The sequence below is a fragment of the Streptomyces sannanensis genome, from assembly GCF_039536205.1.
Lineage (GTDB): Bacteria > Actinomycetota > Actinomycetes > Streptomycetales > Streptomycetaceae > Streptomyces > Streptomyces sannanensis.
In genome coordinates, this window is sequence record NZ_BAAAYL010000003.1 from 55,113 (window position 1) to 77,471 (window position 22,359).

A 22,359-nucleotide genomic window follows, 5' to 3' on the forward strand; every position below is an offset into this window, starting at 1 on the left:
GGGGGTTCCTCAACCTCCGGGATCCCCAGCACGATCGTCTCGAACAGCGTCCGTCCCGTCGGGTGATACGACACCAGGCCCCGCAGCGGCGCCACCGACGCGTGCCGCTTCTTCTGCGTCTTCGTCGTACGGTCCGGGCCCTGCGGCCCGCCCTGCCCGTACCAAAGCCAAGCAACCAGGTGCAGGGCCGCTCGGCAGCCGGAACCGGCACCGGATTCCCGTCGTGGAACGGCCCGAACCACGCCGAACTCGTCGCCGACGCCCGGCCCCACGCCAGCTTCCCGACCCCGCTCGACTTCCGCACCCGCTCGCCTTACGGCGCCCGGACTCAAGGACGGTATCCATCTGGCCGGGAAGCCGCGGCTCCTGCATCCACGGACGGGCCGGGTCGAACAGCCCGAACCGGCCCTCATACTGGCTGAAGTACCCGGCCACCAGCTCGGGATCAAACCGGCCAGCCTCCAGGAGCGCGTACGGTCACCGCCGGTCATCTCCTCCAGCCGGCCGCCCGCAGCCCCAGCGCATACAGAATGCGCAGCAGACCACACTCCGCGGGCGGCATCCCCACAGCCAGCGCTTCGATACGGTGCGCCTCGGCCAGAAGACCAGCGAGACCTAACCGACCAGGGCTGCCATCGGTCATCGTGACGTCAACCCACGGGTCGATCGCCACGTCCAACCCCTCCGCACCGGGGGCGGTTCATCGTATTGAGTACCCACCGGCCGACCGTATACGGCAGGACTGACAACGCCGGCGCTTATGACTGGAACCCCACCGACGTGGGAAAGTGATCTGGACGCTGCCACGGGGAGAAGTCGGGAAGTTCAGCTGCGAATAGCCGATCAGCAGAGCACCCCACCCGCGTGGGGAGAACCCAGTCCAACAAGGCCGATCTGGCGCAGGCCGCCGGAGTACCCCCACATGCGTGGGGAGAACATGTCCTTGTAATCGTCCCGCAGCCCGTCCAGCGGGACCACCCCCACATGCGTGGGGAGAACAGGCGGGCCCGGCTGGTACCGGGCCCGTCGTGCGGACCACCCCCACATGCGTGGGGAGAACGGCAGCAGCTGCTCCAGGTCCACCCCGGCCTTCGGACCACCCCCACATGCGTGGGGAGAACCGCGCCGAGCTCCGCGCCATGCACGCCGTCCTCGGACCACCCCCACATGCGTGGGGAGAACCCGGCCCACTGGTAGGGCAGGCCGTTCTGGGTCGGACCACCCCCACATGCGTGGGGAGAACTCGGAGTGGCGGGCCCAGCCGCTCATGGGCTCCGAACCACCCCCACATGCGTGGGGAGAACTTCCGGGCCTCGATCAGTTCTCCAATGACGGCCGGACCACCCCCACATGCGTGGGGAGAACTCGTCGTGCTCGACGAGAGCGGGCAGGTGGAGCGGACCACCCCCACATGCGTGGGGAGAACGGACACGGCTCCGCTGAGCGCCGACACGCTCTTGGACCACCCCACATGCGTGGGGAGAACCCGCCGTCCTTCCCATACGTCCTGGCCGTTGACGGACCACCCCCACATGCGTGGGGAGAACGTCACGCCACACGACCGAACCCAACGCCAGATCGGACCACCCCCACATGCGTGGGGAGAACAGCTGGAGGCTTTCCTTGGTGAACTCGATGAACGGACCACCCCCACATGCGTGGGGAGAACATCCGCCTCGGCGACGAGTCCAAGGCCGCGCACGGACCACCCCCACATGCGTGGGGAGAACGGGTCCAGCTTGAGCCCGTCCGGGGTGATCCGCGGACCACCCCCACATGCGTGGGGAGAACGTGCCGGTGGGCCGGATGAGGGGCGGCCGTGGCGGACCACCCCCACATGTGTGGGGAGAACGCCCGGTCGGTGAGCTTGTCGAGGTCGCTCTTCGGACCACCCCCACATGCGTGGGGAGAACTAAGGTATGGGCACCCCATGGGTGCACAGTTACGGACCACCCCCACATGCGTGGGGAGAACGCAGAAGGTAACGTCGGGGCGAGCCATACCGCCGGACCACCCCCACATGCGTGGGGAGAACCTCTCGTTCGCGCCCACCACCACGTAAGAGCGCGGACCACCCCCACATGCGTGGGGAGAACCCTTCGCGACCTGCATGGATGCGAGGGCTTTTCCGTTTCTTTACCGGGCTTACTGGTCATCGGGCTTCGACGATACCGAGTACGGGGTGGAGGTGGAGGTGGCGGCCGCCGATCGGTGGGGCTTCGTAGCCGGATGGCGTGGGGTGGTGGGGCAGGAGGACGAGCCGCTTCAGGCGCGGCTCGCGCGCCCACGTGGTCGGGGGTTGCTGGTCGGGCGTGAGTTGGGTGAGCCAGGCACCGGCGCGCATCGGTACGGCGTAGTTCATGATCTGCCGGACTTGGGCGCGGCTGAACCGTCCGTCGGTGGTGTCTCCGGTGAGGGGGAGCTCGACGGTGTTCTCGGGGTCGAGGAACGGTTGGCCGGTCTTGCTGGTGAAGGTGGGGACGAGGTGGACGCTGTCGGCGCCGAGTCGGGTGGTGATCAGGTCGGGGTCGGCGTTGGAGTCGGTGAGGCGGTGGAGGTTCGCGGTCCGGGTGCGGCCGGGGGCGGGGACCAGGACGAGGCGCGCGATGGCGGCGCGGGCGGCGTCGTCGGCGATCCGGTTGCGGTCAGCGTTGAACAGGGCGTCGGGGGTGCGGGAGGCGAACACGGGGTCGTAGACGGCGTTCACGAGGCGTTGGACGTCGCCGGGGATGTTGATGGGTCCAGTGTGTTGGTCGAGGATTTCGTGGGTGCGGTGGAGGAGGGACTCGGGGTAGACGTCGCCCCAGGGGCCGGGGTGGAAGTCGGCGGCGCCTTGAGCGGTGAGGGGGGAAAGGACAGTCATCCGGGGTTCGGTTCCGGCCCATGCCGGCCGGGTAAGGCCCGCGGCTGCCCAGACTTCGGGGCCGTGGCGGAAGGCGCGTCCGGCGCGCTGCAGGAGCAGGGCGAGGGGGGCGAGGTCGCTGATGATGAGGTCGAAGTCGAGATCGAGAGACTGCTCGATGACCTGGGTGGCGACGATGACGCCGCGGGCCGGACGGTGGGTGGTGGGCTTGTTGACGCGGCCGAACGCAATCTCGGCAGCTTGCGTGTTGGCGGCGCGCTGGTGGGCCGGAAGACGTGCGTGCAGGAGGTGCAGCTCGGTGCTGGTACCGGCGGCGGCGAGAGCGCGGTAGGTGGCCTGAGCCTGGGCGACGGTGGTGCAGATGACCGCGGCGCAGCCGCCGTGTTCGGCGAGCTGGCCGAGTTCGCGGATGATCGCCTGCTCACGCGGGGCGCCGAGTCGGGTGGGGGCAAGGCGGATGTGCAGGTTGCGGCCCCGGCTGGTGCCGACGGGTACGGGCGGGGTGCAGGTCTGGCCGGTAGTGGCGTCGGTGAACGACCAGCCAGGGTAGGCAGGTTCGATCTTGGCGGGCCGGGTGTGTCCGGCACCGGACCGGTAAGCATTGACCAGCCCGGCGGCCGTGTCGCCGGTGAGGGTAGCGGACAGGACGACGACCGGGACCTGCCAGGCGCCGCACCACTCCAGCAGGCGCAGGAGAAGCGCGTGAGTGAACGCATCGTAGGAGTGCGCTTCGTCGATGATGAGAGTCTTCCCGGACAGGCCGAGGTGGCGGAGCTGCCCGTACTTGAGCGGCAGCATCCCCAGCAGGGCCTGGTCGATGGTTCCCGCGGCAAGGTGAGCGAGGAGGCCATGCCGGTTGGACTGCAGGAGCCAGCGGGTTGCCTCAACCGACTGGCCGGTGTCGCCGTGGATGACGCGCGGTTCGGCCTCGCCATCGGGCTGATGCATCCATGAGGAGCCGTGGAGACGGGTGACGGCGCTCGGCAGGTTCGCGGTTGCCCAGTCGACGAGGCGGCCGTGGATCTGGTCGGTAGTGGCCTGCGTCGGCAACGCCAGGTATATGCCGTGCGTACCGGCCGCGCAGCCCATGAGAGACGCGGCATAGAGAGCGGCCTCGGTCTTTCCGTCGCCAGTCGGAGCGGTCACCAGCGTCAGGCCGGCCGCGTCAGCCAGCATGCCGGGCAAGTACGTGGCGATGCTCTGCTGCAGCAGATTCGGCGTGGTGATCGGGATGTAGCCGAACATGTCGGTGAACGAGACGGCCGACCCAGTGAGCACCGGCACTTCGAGCCCGGCCTCCTCGACCAGGCTCCGGGCCTGCTGGCGGCTGGCCTTCGCCCACGCGTGCGCGGCCGCCGAGTCCAGCACGGCGGGCACTCGACGGGCCCGGCGGGCGAGGTGGTGCTCTTGAGAAACGAGCCAGTCAGCAAGGACGATCAGGCCGGTGACGACGGTGATCGCCGCGGCCGGGACCGTCGCGCGCCCGTCGAGGGCGCCCAACGGCGGGGCGCCAGTAATCTCGGCCAGCACCCGGGCGACAGCCTCCCGCTCGGACTGCCACCGTCCCACACCGAGGCCCGGCCAGAACGGGACCGGATCGGCCACCGCACCCGGCACAGTCGGCTCACGAAACCGGCCGTGATGCCCACCGAGGATCTGCCCGGCCACCACCCCGGGCAGCCCGTCCCGCGCACCGCCCGTCACCGGCCAGCCCAGCCCCGCCAGAAGCGACGGCCCAAGCAGCTGCGACGCTGCTTCGTGACGGCCGACCGCCTCCGCATCCACCGCCGGCACTCCCGGAAATCCGCCACCGTGCAGCGCCTCCGCCAGATCCGCCCGGTACGCCTGCCACCCGGGGATCGCCTTCCCGATGTCGTGCAGCCCCGCCCACAACGCCACCACCCGCCGCGCCTCATCCTCGCCGACCCCCAGCCCGGCCGCGATCAGCCGCCGCTGCGCACGGTTGAGGTAGACGTCCCACAGGACATCTGCCATCACGGCCGTATCGATCAGATGGCACAGCAGCGGGTAGTGCGACACACCCGGCGGCAGCCCCTCGGACTTCCCCCAGATACGACACTCGAAAACGTCGTCAGACACGAATCCCTCCCCGAACAGCACCCCCACCAAGCGTGGGGAACACTTCCCCGGCCCACCGGACGTACGACCCTGCCGACGGATCACCCCACGCGCACGTGGGAAGCGCCTCTACCCGCGCCAGGCCACCCGGATCACCCCCACGTACGTGGGGAGCACAGGATGCTGATGTACCGCGTGAACTGCTGGATCGGATCACCCCCACGTACGTGGGGAGCACTGAGGGGCCGTCGGCGTCGGCGTCGGTATCGGCGGATCACCCCCACGTACGTGGGGAGCACTGCCGTAGCCGCCCGGAGGGGCGGAACCCGGCCGGATCACCCCCCACGTACGTGGGGAGCACACATCGACGGACAGATCGCCATCCCACTGCAACGGATCACCCCCACGTACGTGGGGAGCACGGTCCGCCAGTACCTCCTCAGCCTGCTGAACGGCGGATCACCCCCACGTACGTGGGGAGCACGACGCCCGGTACTGGACCATGATGCTGACCGTCGGATCACCCCCACGTACGTGGGGAGCACGACGTGCTGCCTCGGGATGACGAGGGTGTGACCGGATCACCCCCACGTACGTGGGGAGCACCCTTTCTGACCTGTGGAGTCTGCGGGGCTTTGCTGTTTCTTTGTCAATGCTCGTGGTGTTGAGGTCAGCGTACGTGCCGGGTCTGACATGCCGGCACAGTTCCGGTAGTTACCCCTGTCTCGGTCACGTCCGTCGGGTTTGGAAGGGTTCGGCGCAGCCGCGTTGACAGAGCAGCTCGCGCGCGGCAGGCGTGCGTTCCTAGATGATCAATTCCAAGGGATGCCTGCGGAGAGTGTGGGGTGGGTGGCGGCCGAAGCCACCGCGAGACGGTCAGGCGGCGGGCTGCCGGCCCTGGTTGTCGAGGTGGCAGCGGGCGGTCAGGGGGCAAGGTCGGCGAGGAGACCTGCGAACTCGTCGGGCGAGATGATGCGGATGCCGAGGTTCTGGGCCTTGGCGTGTTTGGATCCGGCGCCTTCTCCGGCGACCAGGAGCGAGGTGCGCTTGGAGACGCTGGAGGAGGACCTGCCGCCGGCATGTTCGATGAGTTCGTTCATCTGGTTGCGGCTGAGCTTTTGAAGCGGACCGGTCATGGCGCCGGTGACGACCACGGTCAGGCCGTGAAGCGGTCCCGTCGTCACCGCCTCCGTGTCCGCCGCACCGTCGGCGGCGTTGGTGTCGGCGGTCGGTGTGGCGCCGGGTTCGGTCATGTTCACCCCGGCGGCGACGAGCTTGTCGATGACGGGGGCGAGCTGGACCAGCTCGGCGACGATGACCGGTGCCTTTTCGGTGCCGATGCCGTCGACGTGCTGCATCGCCTCGGCGTCGGCGGCACGGACCGCTTCCATGGTGGCGAAGTGGCGGGCGATGCGCCGGGACATCGACCGTCCGGTGCCGCGTACACCGAGCGCGCACAGCACCCTCGACAGTGGCTGGTTCTTGGCCTGCTCGATCGCGGCGAGGAGGTTGTCGGTGCTGGTCGGCCCCATCCGCTCCAGCGCCAGAAGCTGGTCGCGGGTCAGGGTGAACAGGTCGGCGAAGTCGTGGATGAGGCCGGCGTAGGCGAGCTGGACGACACGGGTCAGGCCGAGGCCTTCGATGTCGAGCTGGTCGCGGCCGGCGGCGTAGGAGACGGAGGCGACCAGGTGGCAGTCGCGGCCGCGTTCGCAGCGCCAGCGCTGCTCGGAGGTGTCAATATCCGAGCCGCACTGCGGGCAGGCATCGGGGAAGGCGATGGGCTGCTCGGCGCCGGTGCGCAGGTGGGCGACGGGGGCTTCGATGCGGGGGATGATGTCGCCGGCCTTGTAGACCATCACGCGGTCGCCGATGCGCAGGTCGCGGCGGGTGATGTCGGCGGGGTTGTGCAGCGTGGCGTAGGTGACGGTGGAGCCTTCGATCTCGACGGGTTCCAGGACGGCCCGGGGAGCGATGATGCCGGTGCGGCCCACGTTCCACTCCACGCCGATCAGGGTGGTGACCTTCTCCACCGCCGGGAGCTTCCACGCGACGGCCCAACGCGGCGCCCTCGAGCCGGATCCGGCCGCCTCCTGGTCGGCCGCCAGGTCGGCCTTGATGACGATGCCGTCGATACCGAACGGCAGCTCGGCGCGCAGCGCAGCGATCTCCTCCACACATCCCTGCACCTGCGCGGTGGTGCCCGCGGTGCGGCCGGGCACCTTGGTGGCAGCCGTGGTGTGCACGCCGAGCACGGCGATAAGGGACATGACGTCGCTGTGTGAGGAGGCGGTCAGGCGTGCCGCGAGGTCCTCGGAGGTGGCCGGCAGCGGCAGGCAGCCATAGCCGAAGAACGTCATCTCAAGGCGGTAGGCGCGGTCCTTGGCCCGCAGCGTGCCCGCCGCGGCGTTGCGCGGATTCGCGAACGGCTCCCCGCCGTGCTCCGCTCGGAGGGCGAGCGCCGTTTCGAACTGGGCGGCCGTCATCAGCACTTCACCGCGTACCTCCAGCGTCACCGGTTCGGCCAGCTGCTCCGGCAGGCCTGTGAGGGTGCCGATGGCGTGGGAGACGTCCTCCCCGGCCGTCCCGTCCCCGCGGGTGAGCAGCTGCACCAGCCGGCCGTCGCGGTAGCGGGCGGCCAGCGCCAGACCGTCCAGCTTCGGCTCGACACTCCACGCAGTGACCGGCCGGCCGATCCGCCGCTGAAGTGACGCCGCCCATGCCTCGAACTGCTCGGCGGAGAACACATTGTCCAGACTCAGCATCGGCTGGACGTGCGGCACATCCCCCTGGGTGGCACCCCCAGCCACCTTCCCCGTCGGCGACTCGGCCAGCACCCGGTCGGGATGCCCGGCCTCCCACGCGGCTATCGCCCGCACCAGACGGTCGTAGGCGTCATCGTCGAGCGGGCTGTCGCCGCCCGCGTAGTAGGCGGCCGCGGCCTTCACCGCGGTCCGGACCGCATCCGCGTACGCGGCGTCGTCGCCAATCACAGCATCGGTGGTTGTCATGACCGCCATCGTGCCCGCCACCACTGACAACGCCGACAACACGCGGGCACGGCGACGGGAGATGCGCTTGGCCGCCCCGTCTTAACAAACGCACCAAGATCGGCGCGCGTGTTCGAGCCGTTGCATGCGCTGGGGCTGCGCGCGGCAGCGTCTTCTTCGCTGGGGGCGGCTCCTGGTCATGCCCGGCTGGCGATCGAGGGGGCACAGGTGCTGTGGTCACCCGTCCGGGCGGTTGCGCACCCGTCGGCGAACCGGCCTGGTGCACGGCCTCGTCGGAGGGGGCATGCGCATCGACGAGCAGCACCTCGCCGAACCCGGGCGCGCCAGCAGGGCAGGACGCCGCCTTCATGGCCTGGGGCCGCAGTGGCGGGCTCAGATCGACAGGACCCACCACAGTGTCGAGGCCCGGGAGGGTACACGCTGGTCTCGGCGCTCCGACCGTGTCGGCGTTACTGCCAGCGGTACGGCTTGACGCTGGGGTCGTAAGAGCAGGTGACCATGGTGCCGTTGGTGGCCTTCAGGGTGCGACCGCGGTCGGCGTTGGGGCAGAACTGTCCGTCAACGACAGGGTGCCCGTTGGAGGTACAGGCATATCCCTGCTTGCCGTCCGGGCAGGTGGTCATGGAGCTTCCGGCAGGCCTGGTGGTGGTCTTTGTTGGGGCAGGCGTGTGGGACTTGACGGGCTGGGGAGCCGAGGTTGTGGGCGGGGTGTAGGCGGGGTCGTTCTTCTGGTGGAGGTAGCCGTGGAAACTGGTGGCGCAGTCACCGGCTTTCTGGGCGAGTTTGACGGTAACGGTGGTGGTGGCGGTGACCTTCGTGCCGGGCGCGGGGCTAATTTCGCAGATGTGCCAGTCGCTGTGGTCGGTGGGAAGTGTGACGTCCTTATGCAGGGCTGTGGCCGTGATGCGCACGGCCGGCAGATCCTGGCCGACGAGTTCTTCCTGCACCTGCCCGTAGGTCTCGCCCTGTAGTACGGGGATGACCGCAGTCTGAGCGGTGCTTGATGCGGACGGCGCGGAGGACGTGGTGATCGCCGTCGGCGCCGCTGCCTTGGAGTCGGCCTGCGTGCCGCTTTCGCATGCGGTCAGGGCGAGGACACCGGCGACGACAGCGGCGGCAGGGACGACGAAGCGAGAAAGCCGCAAGTGCTGGATCATGCCGTCCATCCTTCCGGACTCGCGGCCGTTCAGCGAAATCGAGAATGCGGTACGGCTCCTGAGCGATGGGACGCTCTGCTGAAATCCCTCGACTTCGGCTACGACGACGTGAAGATCACGTTCGGGGAGCTCCTCGACATCCTCGCGACCCAGCAGCCAGCCCCTACCAACCCGGCCTGACCTTGGCCTGGGTGGGGTGGCTGCACCCGTACGGCCACCTCCGGCGCCCAATTCCCCGCTACACGTCAGGGCGGCCGATCATGGTCGAGTGGTGCCGGAGGCAGCCTTGGTGGCGCAGACGGTGCCCCGGCCCTCGACGATGGCGCAGGCGCGGACGCCGCTCAGGTCGTCCACGTGAATCATGCGGGTGTGAGCGTCGTGTCCGGTCTGCTGCCGGTACTCCTGTGAGTTTTCATCGTCGTGCCCGATGGCGAGCGTGATGCGGTCTCCCTGGGAGGTGCCGCTCATCTTGGCCCAGGCGGCGTGGCAGCGGGGACTGTAGCGCAGTTCTACGAGAACTCCGTAGCTACGGCCGCTGTATGCGGTCACGGCATCCTGCGCGCACACCGTGGTGGTCGGCTCCACGGACGTGCAGGAGGCGCCACTGCATGTGGCGGGCGGCGCGGGCCGGGCCGATGCCGCTGATGCCGAAGGGCGGTCCGCCCCTCCGGTTTGGGTGGAGCCGGCGAAGTGCCAGGCCAGGAACGCGACGACCAGGACCACGGCCCCTGAGGCAGCGAGGATCGTCAGCACGGTCCTCTTCCTTCCGGTTTCCGCTGGCACGGGTGAAGACGCTGAGGCCGTCGTGGTTTGGGGTGCTGGTGTCGAGGACAGCTTGGGGCCGCGGCCGCGTTCCATCTCCGCGCGCTGGTGCAGTTCCAGAGCCCGGTCGAGTTCCGTATCGCTCGATGGCGTTTCGGTGGCCTGCGTGCGGATCCGCCAGAGCGCCTGGATCGCCTCGACGGCGGGGAGTGTGGCCCCCGATTCCCATCGTGAGACCGTCGGTTGTTTGGTCCCCAGCTTCTTGGCGACCACGTTCTGGCTCCGGTTGCTCTCCTCGCGCCAGCGCTTGAGTGTCTGCCCCAGCTCGATTCCTGCGGAAGTCGGCGGCTCCTCGCCGCTGTCGGCGTCGTTTCGAGGCTGGGGGTCCACCCGCACGCTCCCTATATCCGGTTCAAAACACCAGGTCAAACCCCATACGCGCTGCCATGTATATGCACGTATGGCCGGTACCGCGCACAGCGTAGAACCGGCTCGGAACATGGTCCAAGGTGGTCGTCAGCCGGAGAGAACGTCCCGGCCAATCCCCTTTCCCGGTAGTCCCTGGCCGCGCCGTGCCCTGGCGCGTCACGGACATGCCCGGAGACATGACACGAAAGGACTAACCATCATGAACGCGAAGTACCGCACGAGCCTGCGGATCGCCGCCGCCACAGCCGCCTGCGCTGGGAGTCTTTCCGTACTCGGCCTGGCCACGCCCGCTGGCACCGCCGCCGCCCACGACGCCGGCACCACCCATCCGGCGCGCCTGGCCCAGCCTCTGAACGCCGCCCACCCGGGCGCGAAGGCCGTTGGCGCCTCGCACGCCCGGCACTGGCCCACGCTGCGCTTCGGCAGCCGCGGGCCGGCGGTCAGCGCAGTACAGCACCTGCTGACCGCGCGGGGGCACGCGGCGAAGGCGGACGGCGTGTTCGGCTCCCGCACCGCGGCCGCGGTGAAGGCCTTCCAGCGCCAGCACCACCTCAACCCCGACGGCGCCGTCGGCACCAACACCTGGAACGCGCTGATCGTCACCGTGCGCCCCGGCAGCCGCGGGCACGCGGTCACTGCGGCCCAGCAGCTCCTGACCGCGCGGGGGCACGCGGCGAAGGCAGATGGCGTGTTCGGCTCCCGCACCGCGGCCGCGGTGAAGGCCTTCCAGCGCCAGCACCACCTCATCCCCGACGGCGCCGTCGGACCCGACACCTGGAACGCCCTGGTGAACGGCCTCGCCAGCACCACGCCCGCTCCGCGCGGGTACGTGCTGAAGTTCATCAAGAACTGGAACGCTCCGGGCAACTCGAAACTCGCCCTCTACCACGACGGCCAGCTCATCAAGAGCTACCGTGCCGGGTCCGGCATGGGCAGCACGAACGAGTGTGCCAAGGAACGCGGTTGGCTGCCCAGCGGCACCTACAAGATCCTCGGGCACCAGACCAACCGCGACACTGCGATCAAGGGCTACGCCATCCACCTCGCTGACAAGACCTGCCACCCCGAGCACGGCCAGACGGCCGTCCTGCGCGGCGATCTGTTCATCCACAGCAACATGACCAAGAACGGCGCCAGCCGATGGCACGGCAGCTACAAGTCCAAGGGCTGCATCAAGCTCGCCCCCGCCGACATCAAGAACCTGTTCGCCCACCTGAACCAGGCCCACTGGCCCAAGAACCTGACCCTCCAGGTCAGCTGACACAACTACCCATCAGGTAGGGGCTTCCCGGGCACAGCGCCTGGGAAGCCCGCGTCGCATGGACAGCAGCGGTGGTCGGGTACCGTCACCGCGACGCCAGCGTCGCCGCATCCGGCCGGCAGTAAGGAGCGGATCCGATGACCCCCGATGCGCTCCCGTCGGTCCGAGACTTCCTCCACCTCCCGCTCCTGGCCGGACCCAGCAGGTGTCAGCCCACCCTTGCGCCCCGGTGCGGCGCGGGGCCGTACCGGGGCGCGGGGGTTCGTCAGGCGGTAAGAACGACATGCGGAACTCCGCCGCAGGACGGATCCAGGTCGACGGTGACCGTCTGCGTGTCACCGTGGACAGTGAAGACAGTGACCCAGGACGCGGTGTCGCGCTGAATCGCCAGGGCCTTGCGAGCAGCGTCGAGCGGATCGGCCGCGCCCAGGTCGATCTCCCCGAAGGCTGGCTAGAGGTTGAACGTGGCCACCACGGGCGAGTGGTCGGACGGCTTGTCGTGCGGCGCGGCCGGGTGCGTGGCCACGACGGACGGCAGCTTGTTGGTTGCGGTGTGGACTTCCTGAAGCTTGCCCAACAGGGAGTGGCTGATGAGGATGTGGTCGATGAGCTCGTGCTGGCCTTCGAAGACGCGGGAGTAGCCGCCTTGTTCGAGGATGCGCGGGGCGAGATTCCACAGCCGTTTGGCGTCGCCCTGGTCGGGGTGGTCGAAGCCGCCGGTGCCGATCTGCGAACCGGGCGGGCCGTAGAGGATTTGGGTGGTGGCAGCCTGCCAGTCGTCGTTGAAGTCGCCCAGCACGATGACATCGCGGTTGGTGCCCTCGCCCTGGAGCAGCTCGTCGGCCAGGGCGCGCATGGTGACGGCTTCGGCGCTGCGGCGGAAGAGGGCGTAGGCGGCGTAGCGGGCGCGCAGGCCTTCGTCGTGGGTGCTGTGCTGGTTGCCGGGGAAGGTCAACAGCTTCGATTTGAGGTGGCACACGGCCACGTGGAGACTCTTGCCGGGGGCCGGCTCTACGCGGACGGCCAGGCCGCCGCGGCCCATCTCGTGGATGGTGCTGGCGTCGTCCTCGACCTGGACCGCGCCGAGGTGGGCGGGGAAGTTGACGCGCTGCTGGATGTCGAGCAGGGGCCAGCGGCTGATGACGCCCACCCGGATGCCGCGACCGTCGGGGTGGTCCGAGATGGCGGTGTGCCAGGTTCCCGTCAGCTTCTTCACCAGGTCCTCCAGGGTTTCCTGGCTGCCAACCTCCTGCACCCCGAGCAAGTCCGGCCCGATCTCGGTGATCACCCCGCCCAGGGCGTCGACCTTGTCCTCGTAGGCGGCGTCGTCCTTGGCTGCACACTTGGTGGTGGAGGGTGGGCTGCCCGGTGGCAGCGGCCGACAGAAGTTCTCCAGGTTCCACGTCCCGATGATGCTCACCGCTACTCCCCACATCGTCGACTAGGGTGCGACCAGTGTTTCGGCCGCAATCCAGACAGCCCAGTCCCAGGCCGGAACGCGCCTCCAGATTCACCCGACCGCGGGAGATCGCCGAGCTCGGCCTGGACGAGTCGAAGAACTTCGTGAAGCTCCGGCAGACAGTGCGCCAGGCCCTCGCCGAGTCCCCGTATGCCGAAGAGCTGGACCAGTTGGTGCGGCTGCTCCTTGAGTAGGCCCGGGCAGTCTGCTCGCGCTGAAACGGCGGACCAGCCTCACGATCCATTCAGGGCCGACGGCAGGTTCAGGTAGTCCTCCGTGGGGTCCAGCCTGGTGGTGAGCACCAGTGGTTGCCAGAGGCGTATCGGCTCCAGGTGCCTCCGGCTTCGGAGGCCAGCTTGGCCGTGGTAACCCGGTGATAGCTCAGAGCCTCCGCGACGACCGGGGCGGGCATCTCCAGGACGTGCTGTCGGATCGCGGCGGTGCGGCCGGCGGTGGTGGGGATGCCGAGGTCGTTGAGGATGGCCGCAAGGACGTCGGGGTGAAGTGGTTGCCCGGCTCGGCGGCCGCCGGAAGAGTAACCCCCTTTCCACATTCGCGACTGCACGTGTGGCTGCGGCGAGACCACCGCCCACGACCTCGTTCCCGGCCACGAACTCCGCGTCTCACACGAGACTGACAGACAGGGTCCAGACCCGGGTCCGCAAGCACTTCGGTGGCTCCGCGCTCACCTTCATCACCTGGTTCGACGCCGAACTCCCGGCCGTGTGACCTGACGGACCACAGACACGGGACGGTCGCAGGCCCGGCGTCACCTCCCGGGGCACGGTCGCCAGGCCCAGCTCTTCACACACCTCGGTCGTCATCGTGAGGGTGTAGAGCGTCCCGGCCGCCACGACGTGCTGGTACAGGCGGCGGGTGTCGAGGGCGCCCCACACAGGCTCTCCGTCGTCGTCCAGGCGCTGCACCCGGTTCAGGATCAGGCAGTGGTCATGGAGTAGAGGGAAACCGTCTCTGTTGTCGAAGTGCCGGTACGCCGCGACGGCCAGGGTCGGCGTCTTTGCACGCTCGCGGCCGGAGGACCACCGGGTCTCCGCGACCTCATCCTCCAGCCACTGCAGCACAGTGGCGATGGCCCGTTCGTGCGCCTGCTCGATGACCCGGCACGTCTTCTCGTCTCCCAGCGCCCACAGGACGATCAGGGATGCCTGCGGGCGGAACACGAAGTCGAGCGCGAGCAGCGGGATCTGCTTCCGCTTCTCGATGTCCTCGATCGGCTGCCCGAGGACCGTGGCCAGCCGCGCCGTCTCCAGGTCGGCGCCGTCGTCCAGAAGCTCGCGCTCGATGCGGTCGGCATCCGGGTGCCGACCCTGCCCGAACAGCAGCTCCATCTGTCGCTGCGTCACCGTCTGCCCGGCGGTGAACCCGAGGGCAGGCAGGCCGCGCCCCATCCACACCCCAGGCGGGAGCCCGGCCTGCTCCTGGGCGTCCTTCATCGGCGTGCGGGCCGGACGGCGACCGTCCCCGAAGGCCACCCCACGCACGTAGTACCGCCAGGCGTTACGCCTCTGGACCTTCGCAACGCTAATCATCCCCACAGGGAAAACCGGCTCTGACCTGCGAAAAAGAGCGATCCCGTGGGGCGGGAGGGTTCACCAGAACTTCACGGCCGATCCCGCACGGCGGGCACCAGCGGCGACGTCACGCCCGCCCGGCGAACAACGCCTTTCGCACCCGCTGCCCCTACAGAGGGCCATGCAAATGCTGCGCGGCAGCCGGCCACCCACGCCTCAACACCCAACAACCGACAGCAGACGACTCCCCGTCAATGGCGGAAGGGGGTGCTTATGTCGTAAACACCCCCTTCCCAGCTCGGCTCTACACCTCGGGTGGGGAGGGCTCCGTGGCGCGAGAGCTTACGACGTAAGCACTTGAACGCGGAAGTGCAACACACGCTGCTGGGGACTGCCCCGTCACACCCCAGCCACGACACAGGCCCAACAAACACGCTCACAGCGTGCTCTATGGTCGGATGGGGCTGAGGGGCAGGGCGTCTCGACGCCAGAAGGGTGAACGGACCAATGCTGGAGAAACGCCGAATCGCTGTTTTCGGTGCGGGCTACATCGGCCTCGTGACCGGCGCCTGCTTCGCCAAGCTGGGGCATAAGGTCGTCGTTCGTGACATTCAAAAGGAGCGCATCGACATTCTCCACAACGGCGGTGTCCCAATCCATGAGGACGGGTTGGGCGAGTTGGTCGCGGAGAACACCGACCGCCTGACGTTCACCCTCGACGCCGAGGAAGCCGTCCGGGATGCGGACGTCGTGTACGTGTGTGTGGACACCCCTTCGACACCGTCCGGGGACGCCGACCTGTCCAGGATTTTCCAGGTCATCGACGCATTGCGCGGGGCCCGTCATCTGGCCGCCGTGGTGGTCAAGAGCACGGTTCCCGTGGGTACCGGTGCGCGGGTCAGGGCTGCGATGGACCGGGCGGGACTCCAGCACGTCGGGTACGCCTCGAACCCCGAGTTCACCGCCGAGGGACAGGCGGTGCGGGACTTCATGCACCCGGATCGAGTGGTGATCGGCGCCGATGATCCCGAGATCGCGAAGCTGGTCGCGCAGCTGCACGAGGGTGTGGACGGACCGGTCGTCGAGATGGACATTCCGTCGGCGGAAATGGTGAAGCTGGCCGCCAACGCACTCCTGGCCACAAAGATCAGTTTTACTAATGAGATCGCGACGGTCTGTGAGGCGACGGGCGCCGACGTTGAGCACGTCGTTCGTGCGGTGGGCCTCGACCACCGGCTCGGGCCGCACTACATGAGACCTGGTGTGGGGTGGGGCGGCAGCTGCTTTCCCAAGGATTCCCGGGCGTTGCGGGCCATGGCCAGCAATTCCGGGTACTCGTTCCAGATGCTCAGCTCCGTGATCGAGGTGAACGACCTCCAGCCGCGGCGGGCGGTCCAGCGGTTGAAGGACGAGCTGGACGGCTTTCTCCATGACCGGACCGTCGCTTTGTTGGGCATCGCGTTCAAGCCGGGAACGGATGACGTGCGCGAGGCCCCGAGCACGATCCTCGCCTCCCGGCTCCTGGCCGAGGGTGCTGCGGTCCGCTGCTGGGATCCACTCGCCCGCCCGCTCGATACCGTTCCGTGGTCGTCGACCACTCGCTATGCCACGCCTGTGGAAGCCATGACCGGCGCGGACGCGGTGATCATCGTGACGGACTGGCCGGAGCTGCGGGATGTCTCCTGGGACCGGGCGGCGGCCGCGATGGCTCGCCCGCTGATCTTCGACGGACGTAATCTGCTCGACCCGCAGCGGATGGGCTCGCTCGGCTTCACTTACATGAGCGTGGGCCGAAGGACAGTACGCGGCACGGCGTGACCTTCCGGCCCGTCCGGCGATCGTGAGCGGTTGCCGAGCGGGGCCGGAGTACGTCGCTGGGCCGGGTCTGTCGAGATCTCGACGGACCCGGCCCAGCGACGTACTCCGGCCGTGGTCTCTATGCGTGGGCGCTTGCCAGGACGCGGTCGTACATCTGCGCATACCGTTCGGCGATGGTGGTCCAGCTGTAGTGCTGCACGACGAAGTCGCGGGCGTTGCGTCCCCGGCGTGCGATCTCCTCAGGGTGGGTGAGGGCGCTCAGCAAAGTGGCGTGCAGGTCGTCCGCATTGCCAGGGGCGGGTAGCCACCCGGTGGGCCGGGGGCCGCCGGGTCGGACGAAGCCGAGGGGGCCGCCGCTGGCCGAGGCGACGACGGGGATTCCGGAGGCCATCGCCTCCAGGTAGACCAGCCCGAAGGGTTCGTTCACGGAAGGGGCCGTGAACAGGTCGCATGCGTTCAGGCCGTCGACTAGGTCGCTGTGGGGGTGCCATCCGGCGAAGTACACGTCGTCGGTGATGCCCAGGCGGCTGGCCAGGGTGTGCGGGTGCTCGCCCTCCCACTCGCCGGGATAGCCGCCCAAGACGAGGAGGACTGGGCGGATTGGTGCGCTCTCTCGGAGGGCGGCGAAGCTGTTGAGGAGTAGGTCCAGGTGCTTGAAGCGCAGGAAGCGGCCCATCCACAGCAGCAGGGGGCGCCGTTGGCCGTCACTGTCGCGGAGCATGTGGTCGATGTCGGAGGGCGAGTAGGCGATGGTGCCGGGGCCGTGGTGGGGAAGCCACCCCTGCGGGTCCTTAACCAGCCAGCGGTGCAGGAGGGTGCGCTTGTCGGTGTCACTGAGGGTGGGGCCGGGCCGGAAGCGGGTGATGTCAACCCCGTTGGGAATGATTTCGAGTCGATTGTCGGGGATGTGTAGGAGTGTCTGTGCGAGGACGCGGTCCTGCTCGGAGATGACGACGATGCGCTCGCTGCGGTGGGCGTGTTCCCGCAGGGTTCTGGTCCAGAAGCCGGCCTGGATCCAGTTGTCCCATCGGTCGCAAAACAGATCCTCGGCGTTGCGTGCGGCCGGTTCGGCGCGCTGACCGATGCGGGAGAGCAGTGCGCGTGGGTTCGTCCGGAAGCGGTGACCGAGTTTGGCGACGGTCAGGCCGTGGTCGGCGGCCAGGCGCATGCGGCGCTGCGCGGCGTGGAGGAACTTCAGGTCGGTGCCGTGGAGGGTTGTGACGACGGTGCGGCCGAGGCGGTGGGCGGCGGCGTGCTGGGGTGTGAGGTGGTGCAGGTGGAGCAGGCCGCCCGTGCCGGCGTCGTGTGCGGCGAACTGTCTCGTCCAGTAGTCCTCGATGAGTGTGTTGGTGCGGGGTGACACCGCGGAGAAGACCCGGTCCGGCGCGTCGGTGCGGTCCTCGTAGGAGGGGTGCAGGGGAACGGGTTCCTCCAGGGGGTCCCGGCCGGCGGTGTGGGCGGCGGCGGCAGGGCTGTAGTCGGAGGCGATCAGGTGGGCCGGATCGTAGAAGGACCCCGCGTGCGAGGTGACCCCGGGGGCGCCGAGTGATCCTGCGAAGACCCGAGAGGGGCGCCCTTGGGCGCGGAGCTGTTCCGTCAGGTACTTCACGACCAGGGACGATCCCCCGCGGGGGTAGAAGAGGATGCCGTGGTCCACGGTGCCTTGCGCGTTCATGGTGGCCTCCTTGTTTGTGGATGTGCTGCGCGTCAGGGCATTTCGACGAGGACCGACGGGCAGGGGCGCGCGTCGTGGTGGTGGGCCGCGATCAGCTCATACATGGCGGCGAACACACGGTGGGTGAGGACCTGTCCGTCGAGGAAGGCGATCTTGTCGGTGACGGTCGGCTCTGGGGTGCCGCTGGCGGCCATCGTGATGAAGGCCGTGGTGATGTCCCGGGGGGTGACGCCGCTGTTGTCGTGGGCGTCCTCGTAGACGGTCTCCAGTCGTCCCGTGCCGCCGACGAGCGGGTTGCGTCGGTGCTCCAGACGGATTTGGTACGCCTCGCCGGCCGCGTCGTTCTTGGTCAGGCGCAGGTGCTGAAGGTTGCCCTGGTGCAGGTCCATGACGTACTGCGACATTCGCCCCTTCTCGCGGTAGGCGACGGCGCCCTTAGCGTCGAGGGCCAGCACACCCACGCTGCGGTTGGAGCAGGAGTTGGTGGTGAAGCTGTAGGTGAGGACTCCGAGGGACTGCTGTTGGGAGTTGAGTAGTTCCACGGTGAAAGCGAAGTCCATCTCGGCCAGGGCGATGCGGTCGGTGAGTTCCACAGCGGGGAGCTCAGCCTCGGACAGGGGCCGCAGGAGCGTGCCGAGGACGTCGTTGAGTCCGGTCGCCAGGTGGTCACCGACACGGCGGACGTACTGAAGGGTCAGGCGCAGGCCGGTGATCTGGCCGGGGGCGAGCAGGAGGTAGCGGGTCATCTCGTCGAGGTAGTGGTAGCTGGAGAAGGACAGCGCGCCCACGCCGTGCCTGTAGCCGTGCGCGTTGCCGAGCGCGTACTCCTCGGGCAGGCGGAAGTGGCCGCCAAAGACGTCGATGTGGCCCATGGTCAGGGACTGCTTATGGGTGTCGTGGAGATCCCGGATCAGCGCGCCGACGCGTATGAAGGCGTCGTTGGCGCGTCGCCGCAGGGGCACCGCGAACAGGTGGTCGGGCTGCGCGCGGTGGGCGTGGAGCAGCGTGTCGAACCGGCGGCGGATCTCGGCGGCGCGGTCGGGGTTGAAGGCGGCGTCCTCGACGCAGATGATCGGCTTGTCGCACAGGACGTGGATGCCCTGGTCCGTTGCCCACTTCAGGTAGGGGAAGTGGGCGATGGGGTCGCAGGCGACGACGACCATGTCGAAGTGGTCTTCGCGGTGGGCCTGCTGCAGTCGACGCTCCAGTGTTTCGGTCGGCTCGCCCGGCTGGGGTTGGACCCACGCGGGGCGGTCCTGCGTCACGACGGAGTTCAGGTGGGGCATGTGCCCCAGGAGCGAGGGGTCGTAGGGGTCGCGGGGGTCGCAGATGGCGGCCACGCGGACGGGGAAGCCGTGCTTTTTGAGGGTGAGGATGGCCGGTATGTGGTTCTCGGCTGCGGCCCAGTGGCCGCAGCCGCCGACGAGCAGGATGCTGATCGGTCGCAGTGGGCGTGAGGACATGGTGTGGTCCCTTCGGGGCCCGCCGTACGGGTGGCGGCGGGCGCGGGTGGGGAGTGGGGCGGGAGGCGGGGCGGTGTGTTCAGAGGTCGAGCAGCGTGGTGACGAGGCCCCGCAGGTGCCGGCTGCCGCCGGTGTCGAGCGCGTGGTCGCGGATCGTGCGCAGGCTGGATGCGTCGGCCCGGCACAGTGCGTCGCGCACGTCGGGGAGGTGGGGCAGGGCGACCGTGAGGGCGGTAACGCCCAGGGCCGCCAGGACGACGGCGCCCACAGGGTCGCCGGCCAGTGCCCCGCATGCGGACACGGCAACGCCGCCCGCGGAGCCGGTCTTGGCCACCGACCGCACGGTGCGGGTGACGGCGACGTGCAGGGGGTTGATGTCGTGGGCAAGGGCCGGATTGGTGCGTGAGGTCGCCAAGAGGTACTGGGCGAGGTCGTTGGTGCCGATGCTGAGGAAGTCGACGTGCTCGATGAATTGGTCGGCGGCCAGGGCGCAGGCCGGGACCTCGACCATCACTCCCAGGGGGAGGTGGGGGGCCGCCAGCTCGGCTTGGACCTCTCGTGCTGTCTGCGCGGCCTGGGTGAACTCCTCGACGCGGGTCACCATCGGGAACATCAGGCGCAAGCGGGCCCCGTCGTCGCGGGCGGCACGGTAGGCCGCCCGCAGTTGCGGCAGGAACAGGTCTGGTCGGCGCAGACTCAGGCGCAGGCCCCGCATCCCGAGGAAGGGGTTGGCCTCGCGGGGCAGGTTCAGCGCCGGCATGTCCTTGTCGCCGCCGATGTCCAGCGTGCGCAGCGTCACGGGCGCGTCTTCGACGGCACGGGCGATCTCGCGGTAGGCCCGGTAGTGCTGGTTCTCGTCGGTGAGGTCTTGTTCGTGGCCGAGGAACAGCAGCTCGGTGGCGAGGAGGCCGATGCCGTGGGCGCCGGCCGCGCGCAGCTCGGCGGCCTGAGACGGGCGCATGATCGTTGCGGTGAGGGTGACCGGTGGGGTCCCGGCGGCGGCGCGGGCTCGGGCTCGGGCCTGTGCGAGGGCGCGGTCCCGGTAGGCGGTCGCGGCGTCCAGGTCGCTGCCGGCCAATCCGGCGTAGAGGATGCCGGTGTCGCCGTCAAGGGCGCACATCTGCCCCCCGGGCACGGCCAGCACCCCGTCCCCGGCGGCAACCACGGTGGGGATGCCCAGGCTGTAGGCGACCTGCACGGCGTGGGAGGTCGGGCCTCCGGCGCTCGTGCAGAACGCGGCGATCTCGCTCAGGTCAAATGCCGCCGTGTCTGCGGGTGTCAGGTCGCGGGCGATCAGAATGTGGGGCCCCTTGGCGGGCGGCCGGACCTGGGCGTGCAGGTGCCGCACCGGGGCCACGACGAAGCCGCGGGTGCCGCCAACACCGTGGTGAACAGTGGATCTTCCGAGCGCGAGGGGCGGGTTGCTCTTGGTCATCGGCCAGCTCCGAGCGCGGGGCGGACGTGGCCGAGGAGCTCGTGGCTCCAGCCGGCCTCCCGCCAGCGCTGCGGGTCCAGACAGCGGCGGGCGTCGATGACCGTACGGGGCTCGGCGTGAGCGGTGAGCGCGGCAGGATCGAGGTTGCTGAACTCCTGCCAGTCCGTCAGGACCATGAGCAAATCGGCCCCTTCAGCGGCGCCCTGCGCGGTGTCCACCACCGTGAGATCGGGATGGAGTCGGCCGACCAGGGCGTTGACGCTCGGGTCGTAGATGCGCACCTTCGCTCCGGCCCGGTGCAGCCGCACAGCCACGTCAAGGGCGGGCGAGTCGCTGATGTCGCCCACCCCGGGCTTGAAGCTGGCGCCCCACACCGCGACCGTCGCGTCGGCCAGGTCCCCGAGCACGGCGCGCGCGTGGTCGACGGCCATGGCCCGGCGGGCGGTGTTGACCTCGTCGACGAGCGAGAGGAACCGGGACGTCGCGCGGGCTCCGAGTTCCTCTGCCCGGTCGGCGAAGGCACGGATGTCCTTGCCCAGGCAGGAGCCGCCCCACCCGAGGCCCGGCGTCAACCCGAACCCGCCGATGCGGGGGTCCAGACCCAGGGAGCGGGAGACGACAGCCATGTCCGCACCGGTGGCCCGGCACATGTCGTCCACGAGGTTGACGAAAGAGATCTTCGTCGACAGGAAGGCGTTGGCCGCCGCCTTCGTCAGGTCCGCAGTGACGAAGTCGGTGACCAGCAGGTCGACCCCGGCATCCAGGAAAGGGGCCCACGCCCGACGAGCGACCGCCTCGACTGCCTCACGGTCCTTGGGCGAGGTGCCGAGCACGAGCCGGGCCGGGCGCAGCGTCGTCTCCATGGACAGGGCCTCGCGCAGGAAGTCCGGGCTCCACCCGATCAGCGCCTGCACACCCGGCGGCGTGACGTCGGCGGCCAGGGCGGCCATCCGCTGCGCGGTACCGACCGGAACGGTCGACTTCCCGATGAGGACGACGTCGCGGGTCAGCCGTCGGGCGATCTGCTGGATGCCGTCCCCGACGGCCGTGACGTCCATCGTCGCGCCGTCGGGCTTCTGCGGTGTCGGCACGGCGAGGAAGAACAGCTCACCGTGGGCGACCGCCTCGTCGAAGGAGTCGGTGAACCGCAGCCGGCCCGCATCGACGTTCTTGCGGATGTAGTCGGTCACGCCGGGCTCGTCGAACGGGCATCGGCCGTCCTGGAGCGCCGCGAGCGCCTCCGGGTTGATCTCCATGCCCACGACGTCGTGTCCCACCTCGGCCAGCGCGACGGTGTAGGGGGTGCCCAGTCGGCCGCATCCGACGACGGTGATCTTCATGAGTCCTCCGGGAGTCCCGGCCCGCCTACCTGGGCGGGTCCTGTGGTGGATGGGAGGCCGCCGCCGTCGAGGCGGCCG

16 protein-coding genes and 2 CRISPR repeat arrays are annotated in these 22,359 nt (G+C 69.2%); of the genes, 4 read left to right on the plus strand and 12 right to left on the minus strand.

Translation table 11 applies throughout. The annotated features are described in order from the left end of the window. Window positions 1-9: 9 nt before the first annotated feature. From ABD858_RS37090 to ABD858_RS35380, 5 genes are all read right to left on the minus strand, one after another. Window positions 10-465, minus strand: coding sequence for a type I-E CRISPR-associated protein Cse1/CasA (locus tag ABD858_RS37090; protein ID WP_425586376.1), 456 nt, complete (start codon window positions 463-465; stop codon window positions 10-12). A 22-nt stretch (window positions 466-487) separates the two neighbouring features. After that, the gene (locus ABD858_RS35365; protein WP_345045549.1) at window positions 488-673 is read right to left on the minus strand and encodes a type I-E CRISPR-associated protein Cse1/CasA; all 186 of its coding nucleotides are present in this window, start codon (window positions 671-673) and stop codon (window positions 488-490) included. Window positions 674-908: 235 nt separating this feature from the next. Then, window positions 909-1,427: a CRISPR direct-repeat array (repeat unit 29 nt; unit sequence CGGACCACCCCCACATGCGTGGGGAGAAC). Window positions 1,428-1,518: 91 nt separating this feature from the next. Further along, window positions 1,519-2,096: direct repeats of the CRISPR family, unit length 29 nt; unit sequence CGGACCACCCCCACATGCGTGGGGAGAAC. A gap of 56 nt (window positions 2,097-2,152) precedes the next feature. After that, complete coding sequence (gene cas3, locus ABD858_RS35370; RefSeq protein WP_345045496.1) at window positions 2,153-4,963, minus strand: CRISPR-associated helicase Cas3'; 2,811 nt, start codon at window positions 4,961-4,963, stop codon at window positions 2,153-2,155. Between the two features lie 902 nt (window positions 4,964-5,865). Then, complete coding sequence (gene ligA, locus ABD858_RS35375; protein ID WP_345045494.1) at window positions 5,866-7,950, minus strand: NAD-dependent DNA ligase LigA; 2,085 nt, start codon at window positions 7,948-7,950, stop codon at window positions 5,866-5,868. A 449-nt stretch (window positions 7,951-8,399) separates the two neighbouring features. Beyond that, a complete protein-coding gene (locus ABD858_RS35380) occupies window positions 8,400-9,107 on the minus strand; it encodes a PASTA domain-containing protein (RefSeq protein ID WP_345045491.1) in 708 nt (235 codons plus the stop codon). On the opposite strand from ABD858_RS35380, the gene ABD858_RS35385 reads away from it, so the two are divergent. Beyond that, the gene (locus ABD858_RS35385; RefSeq protein WP_345045489.1) at window positions 9,096-9,287 is read left to right on the plus strand and encodes a hypothetical protein; all 192 of its coding nucleotides are present in this window, start codon (window positions 9,096-9,098) and stop codon (window positions 9,285-9,287) included. The two genes, ABD858_RS35380 and ABD858_RS35385, sit on opposite strands and share 12 nt — an antisense overlap. A 78-nt stretch (window positions 9,288-9,365) precedes the next feature. Here ABD858_RS35385 and ABD858_RS35390 read toward each other — a convergent pair whose 3' ends face one another. Continuing rightward, a complete protein-coding gene (locus ABD858_RS35390) occupies window positions 9,366-10,259 on the minus strand; it encodes a DUF2690 domain-containing protein (RefSeq protein ID WP_345045487.1) in 894 nt (297 codons plus the stop codon). A 238-nt stretch (window positions 10,260-10,497) separates the two neighbouring features. Between ABD858_RS35390 and ABD858_RS35395 the strand changes: the two genes are divergently transcribed. Further along, window positions 10,498-11,559 (plus strand): peptidoglycan-binding protein, encoded by a 1,062-nt coding sequence (locus ABD858_RS35395; protein ID WP_345045485.1) that lies wholly within the window; start codon window positions 10,498-10,500, stop codon window positions 11,557-11,559. A gap of 451 nt (window positions 11,560-12,010) precedes the next feature. Here the strand turns inward: ABD858_RS35395 and ABD858_RS35400 are convergent, their stop codons facing one another. Continuing rightward, complete coding sequence (locus tag ABD858_RS35400) at window positions 12,011-12,979, minus strand: endonuclease/exonuclease/phosphatase family protein (protein WP_345045483.1); 969 nt, start codon at window positions 12,977-12,979, stop codon at window positions 12,011-12,013. Between the two features lie 35 nt (window positions 12,980-13,014). On the opposite strand from ABD858_RS35400, the gene ABD858_RS35405 reads away from it, so the two are divergent. Then, window positions 13,015-13,212 carry a hypothetical protein gene (locus ABD858_RS35405; RefSeq protein WP_345045480.1) on the plus strand — a complete coding sequence of 66 codons (198 nt, stop codon included), beginning with the start codon at window positions 13,015-13,017 and terminating at the stop codon, window positions 13,210-13,212. Between the two features lie 429 nt (window positions 13,213-13,641). Here the strand turns inward: ABD858_RS35405 and mobF are convergent, their stop codons facing one another. Continuing rightward, window positions 13,642-14,568 (minus strand): MobF family relaxase, encoded by a 927-nt coding sequence (gene mobF / locus ABD858_RS35410; RefSeq protein WP_345045478.1) that lies wholly within the window; start codon window positions 14,566-14,568, stop codon window positions 13,642-13,644. A gap of 489 nt (window positions 14,569-15,057) precedes the next feature. Here mobF and ABD858_RS35415 point away from each other — a divergent pair, with 489 nt between their 5' ends. Then, window positions 15,058-16,368 (plus strand): UDP-glucose dehydrogenase family protein, encoded by a 1,311-nt coding sequence (locus tag ABD858_RS35415; protein WP_345045476.1) that lies wholly within the window; start codon window positions 15,058-15,060, stop codon window positions 16,366-16,368. Between the two features lie 118 nt (window positions 16,369-16,486). On the opposite strand, the gene ABD858_RS35420 is transcribed toward ABD858_RS35415, so the two are convergent. The 4 genes from ABD858_RS35420 to ABD858_RS35435 all read right to left on the minus strand — a co-directional run bounded on the left by ABD858_RS35420 (window position 16,487) and on the right by ABD858_RS35435 (window position 22,281). After that, complete coding sequence (locus ABD858_RS35420; RefSeq protein WP_345045473.1) at window positions 16,487-18,043, minus strand: glycosyltransferase family 4 protein; 1,557 nt, start codon at window positions 18,041-18,043, stop codon at window positions 16,487-16,489. Between the two features lie 32 nt (window positions 18,044-18,075). Further along, window positions 18,076-19,506 (minus strand): Gfo/Idh/MocA family oxidoreductase, encoded by a 1,431-nt coding sequence (locus tag ABD858_RS35425; protein ID WP_345045471.1) that lies wholly within the window; start codon window positions 19,504-19,506, stop codon window positions 18,076-18,078. 79 nt (window positions 19,507-19,585) lie between these two features. Beyond that, complete coding sequence (locus tag ABD858_RS35430) at window positions 19,586-20,941, minus strand: putative PEP-binding protein (RefSeq protein WP_345045467.1); 1,356 nt, start codon at window positions 20,939-20,941, stop codon at window positions 19,586-19,588. After that, window positions 20,938-22,281: a UDP-glucose dehydrogenase family protein gene (locus ABD858_RS35435; RefSeq protein ID WP_345045464.1), complete on the minus strand. Its 1,344-nt coding sequence runs from the start codon at window positions 22,279-22,281 to the stop codon at window positions 20,938-20,940. The genes ABD858_RS35430 and ABD858_RS35435 overlap by 4 nt, the downstream gene beginning before the upstream one ends. Between the last annotated feature and the right edge of the window lie 78 nt (window positions 22,282-22,359).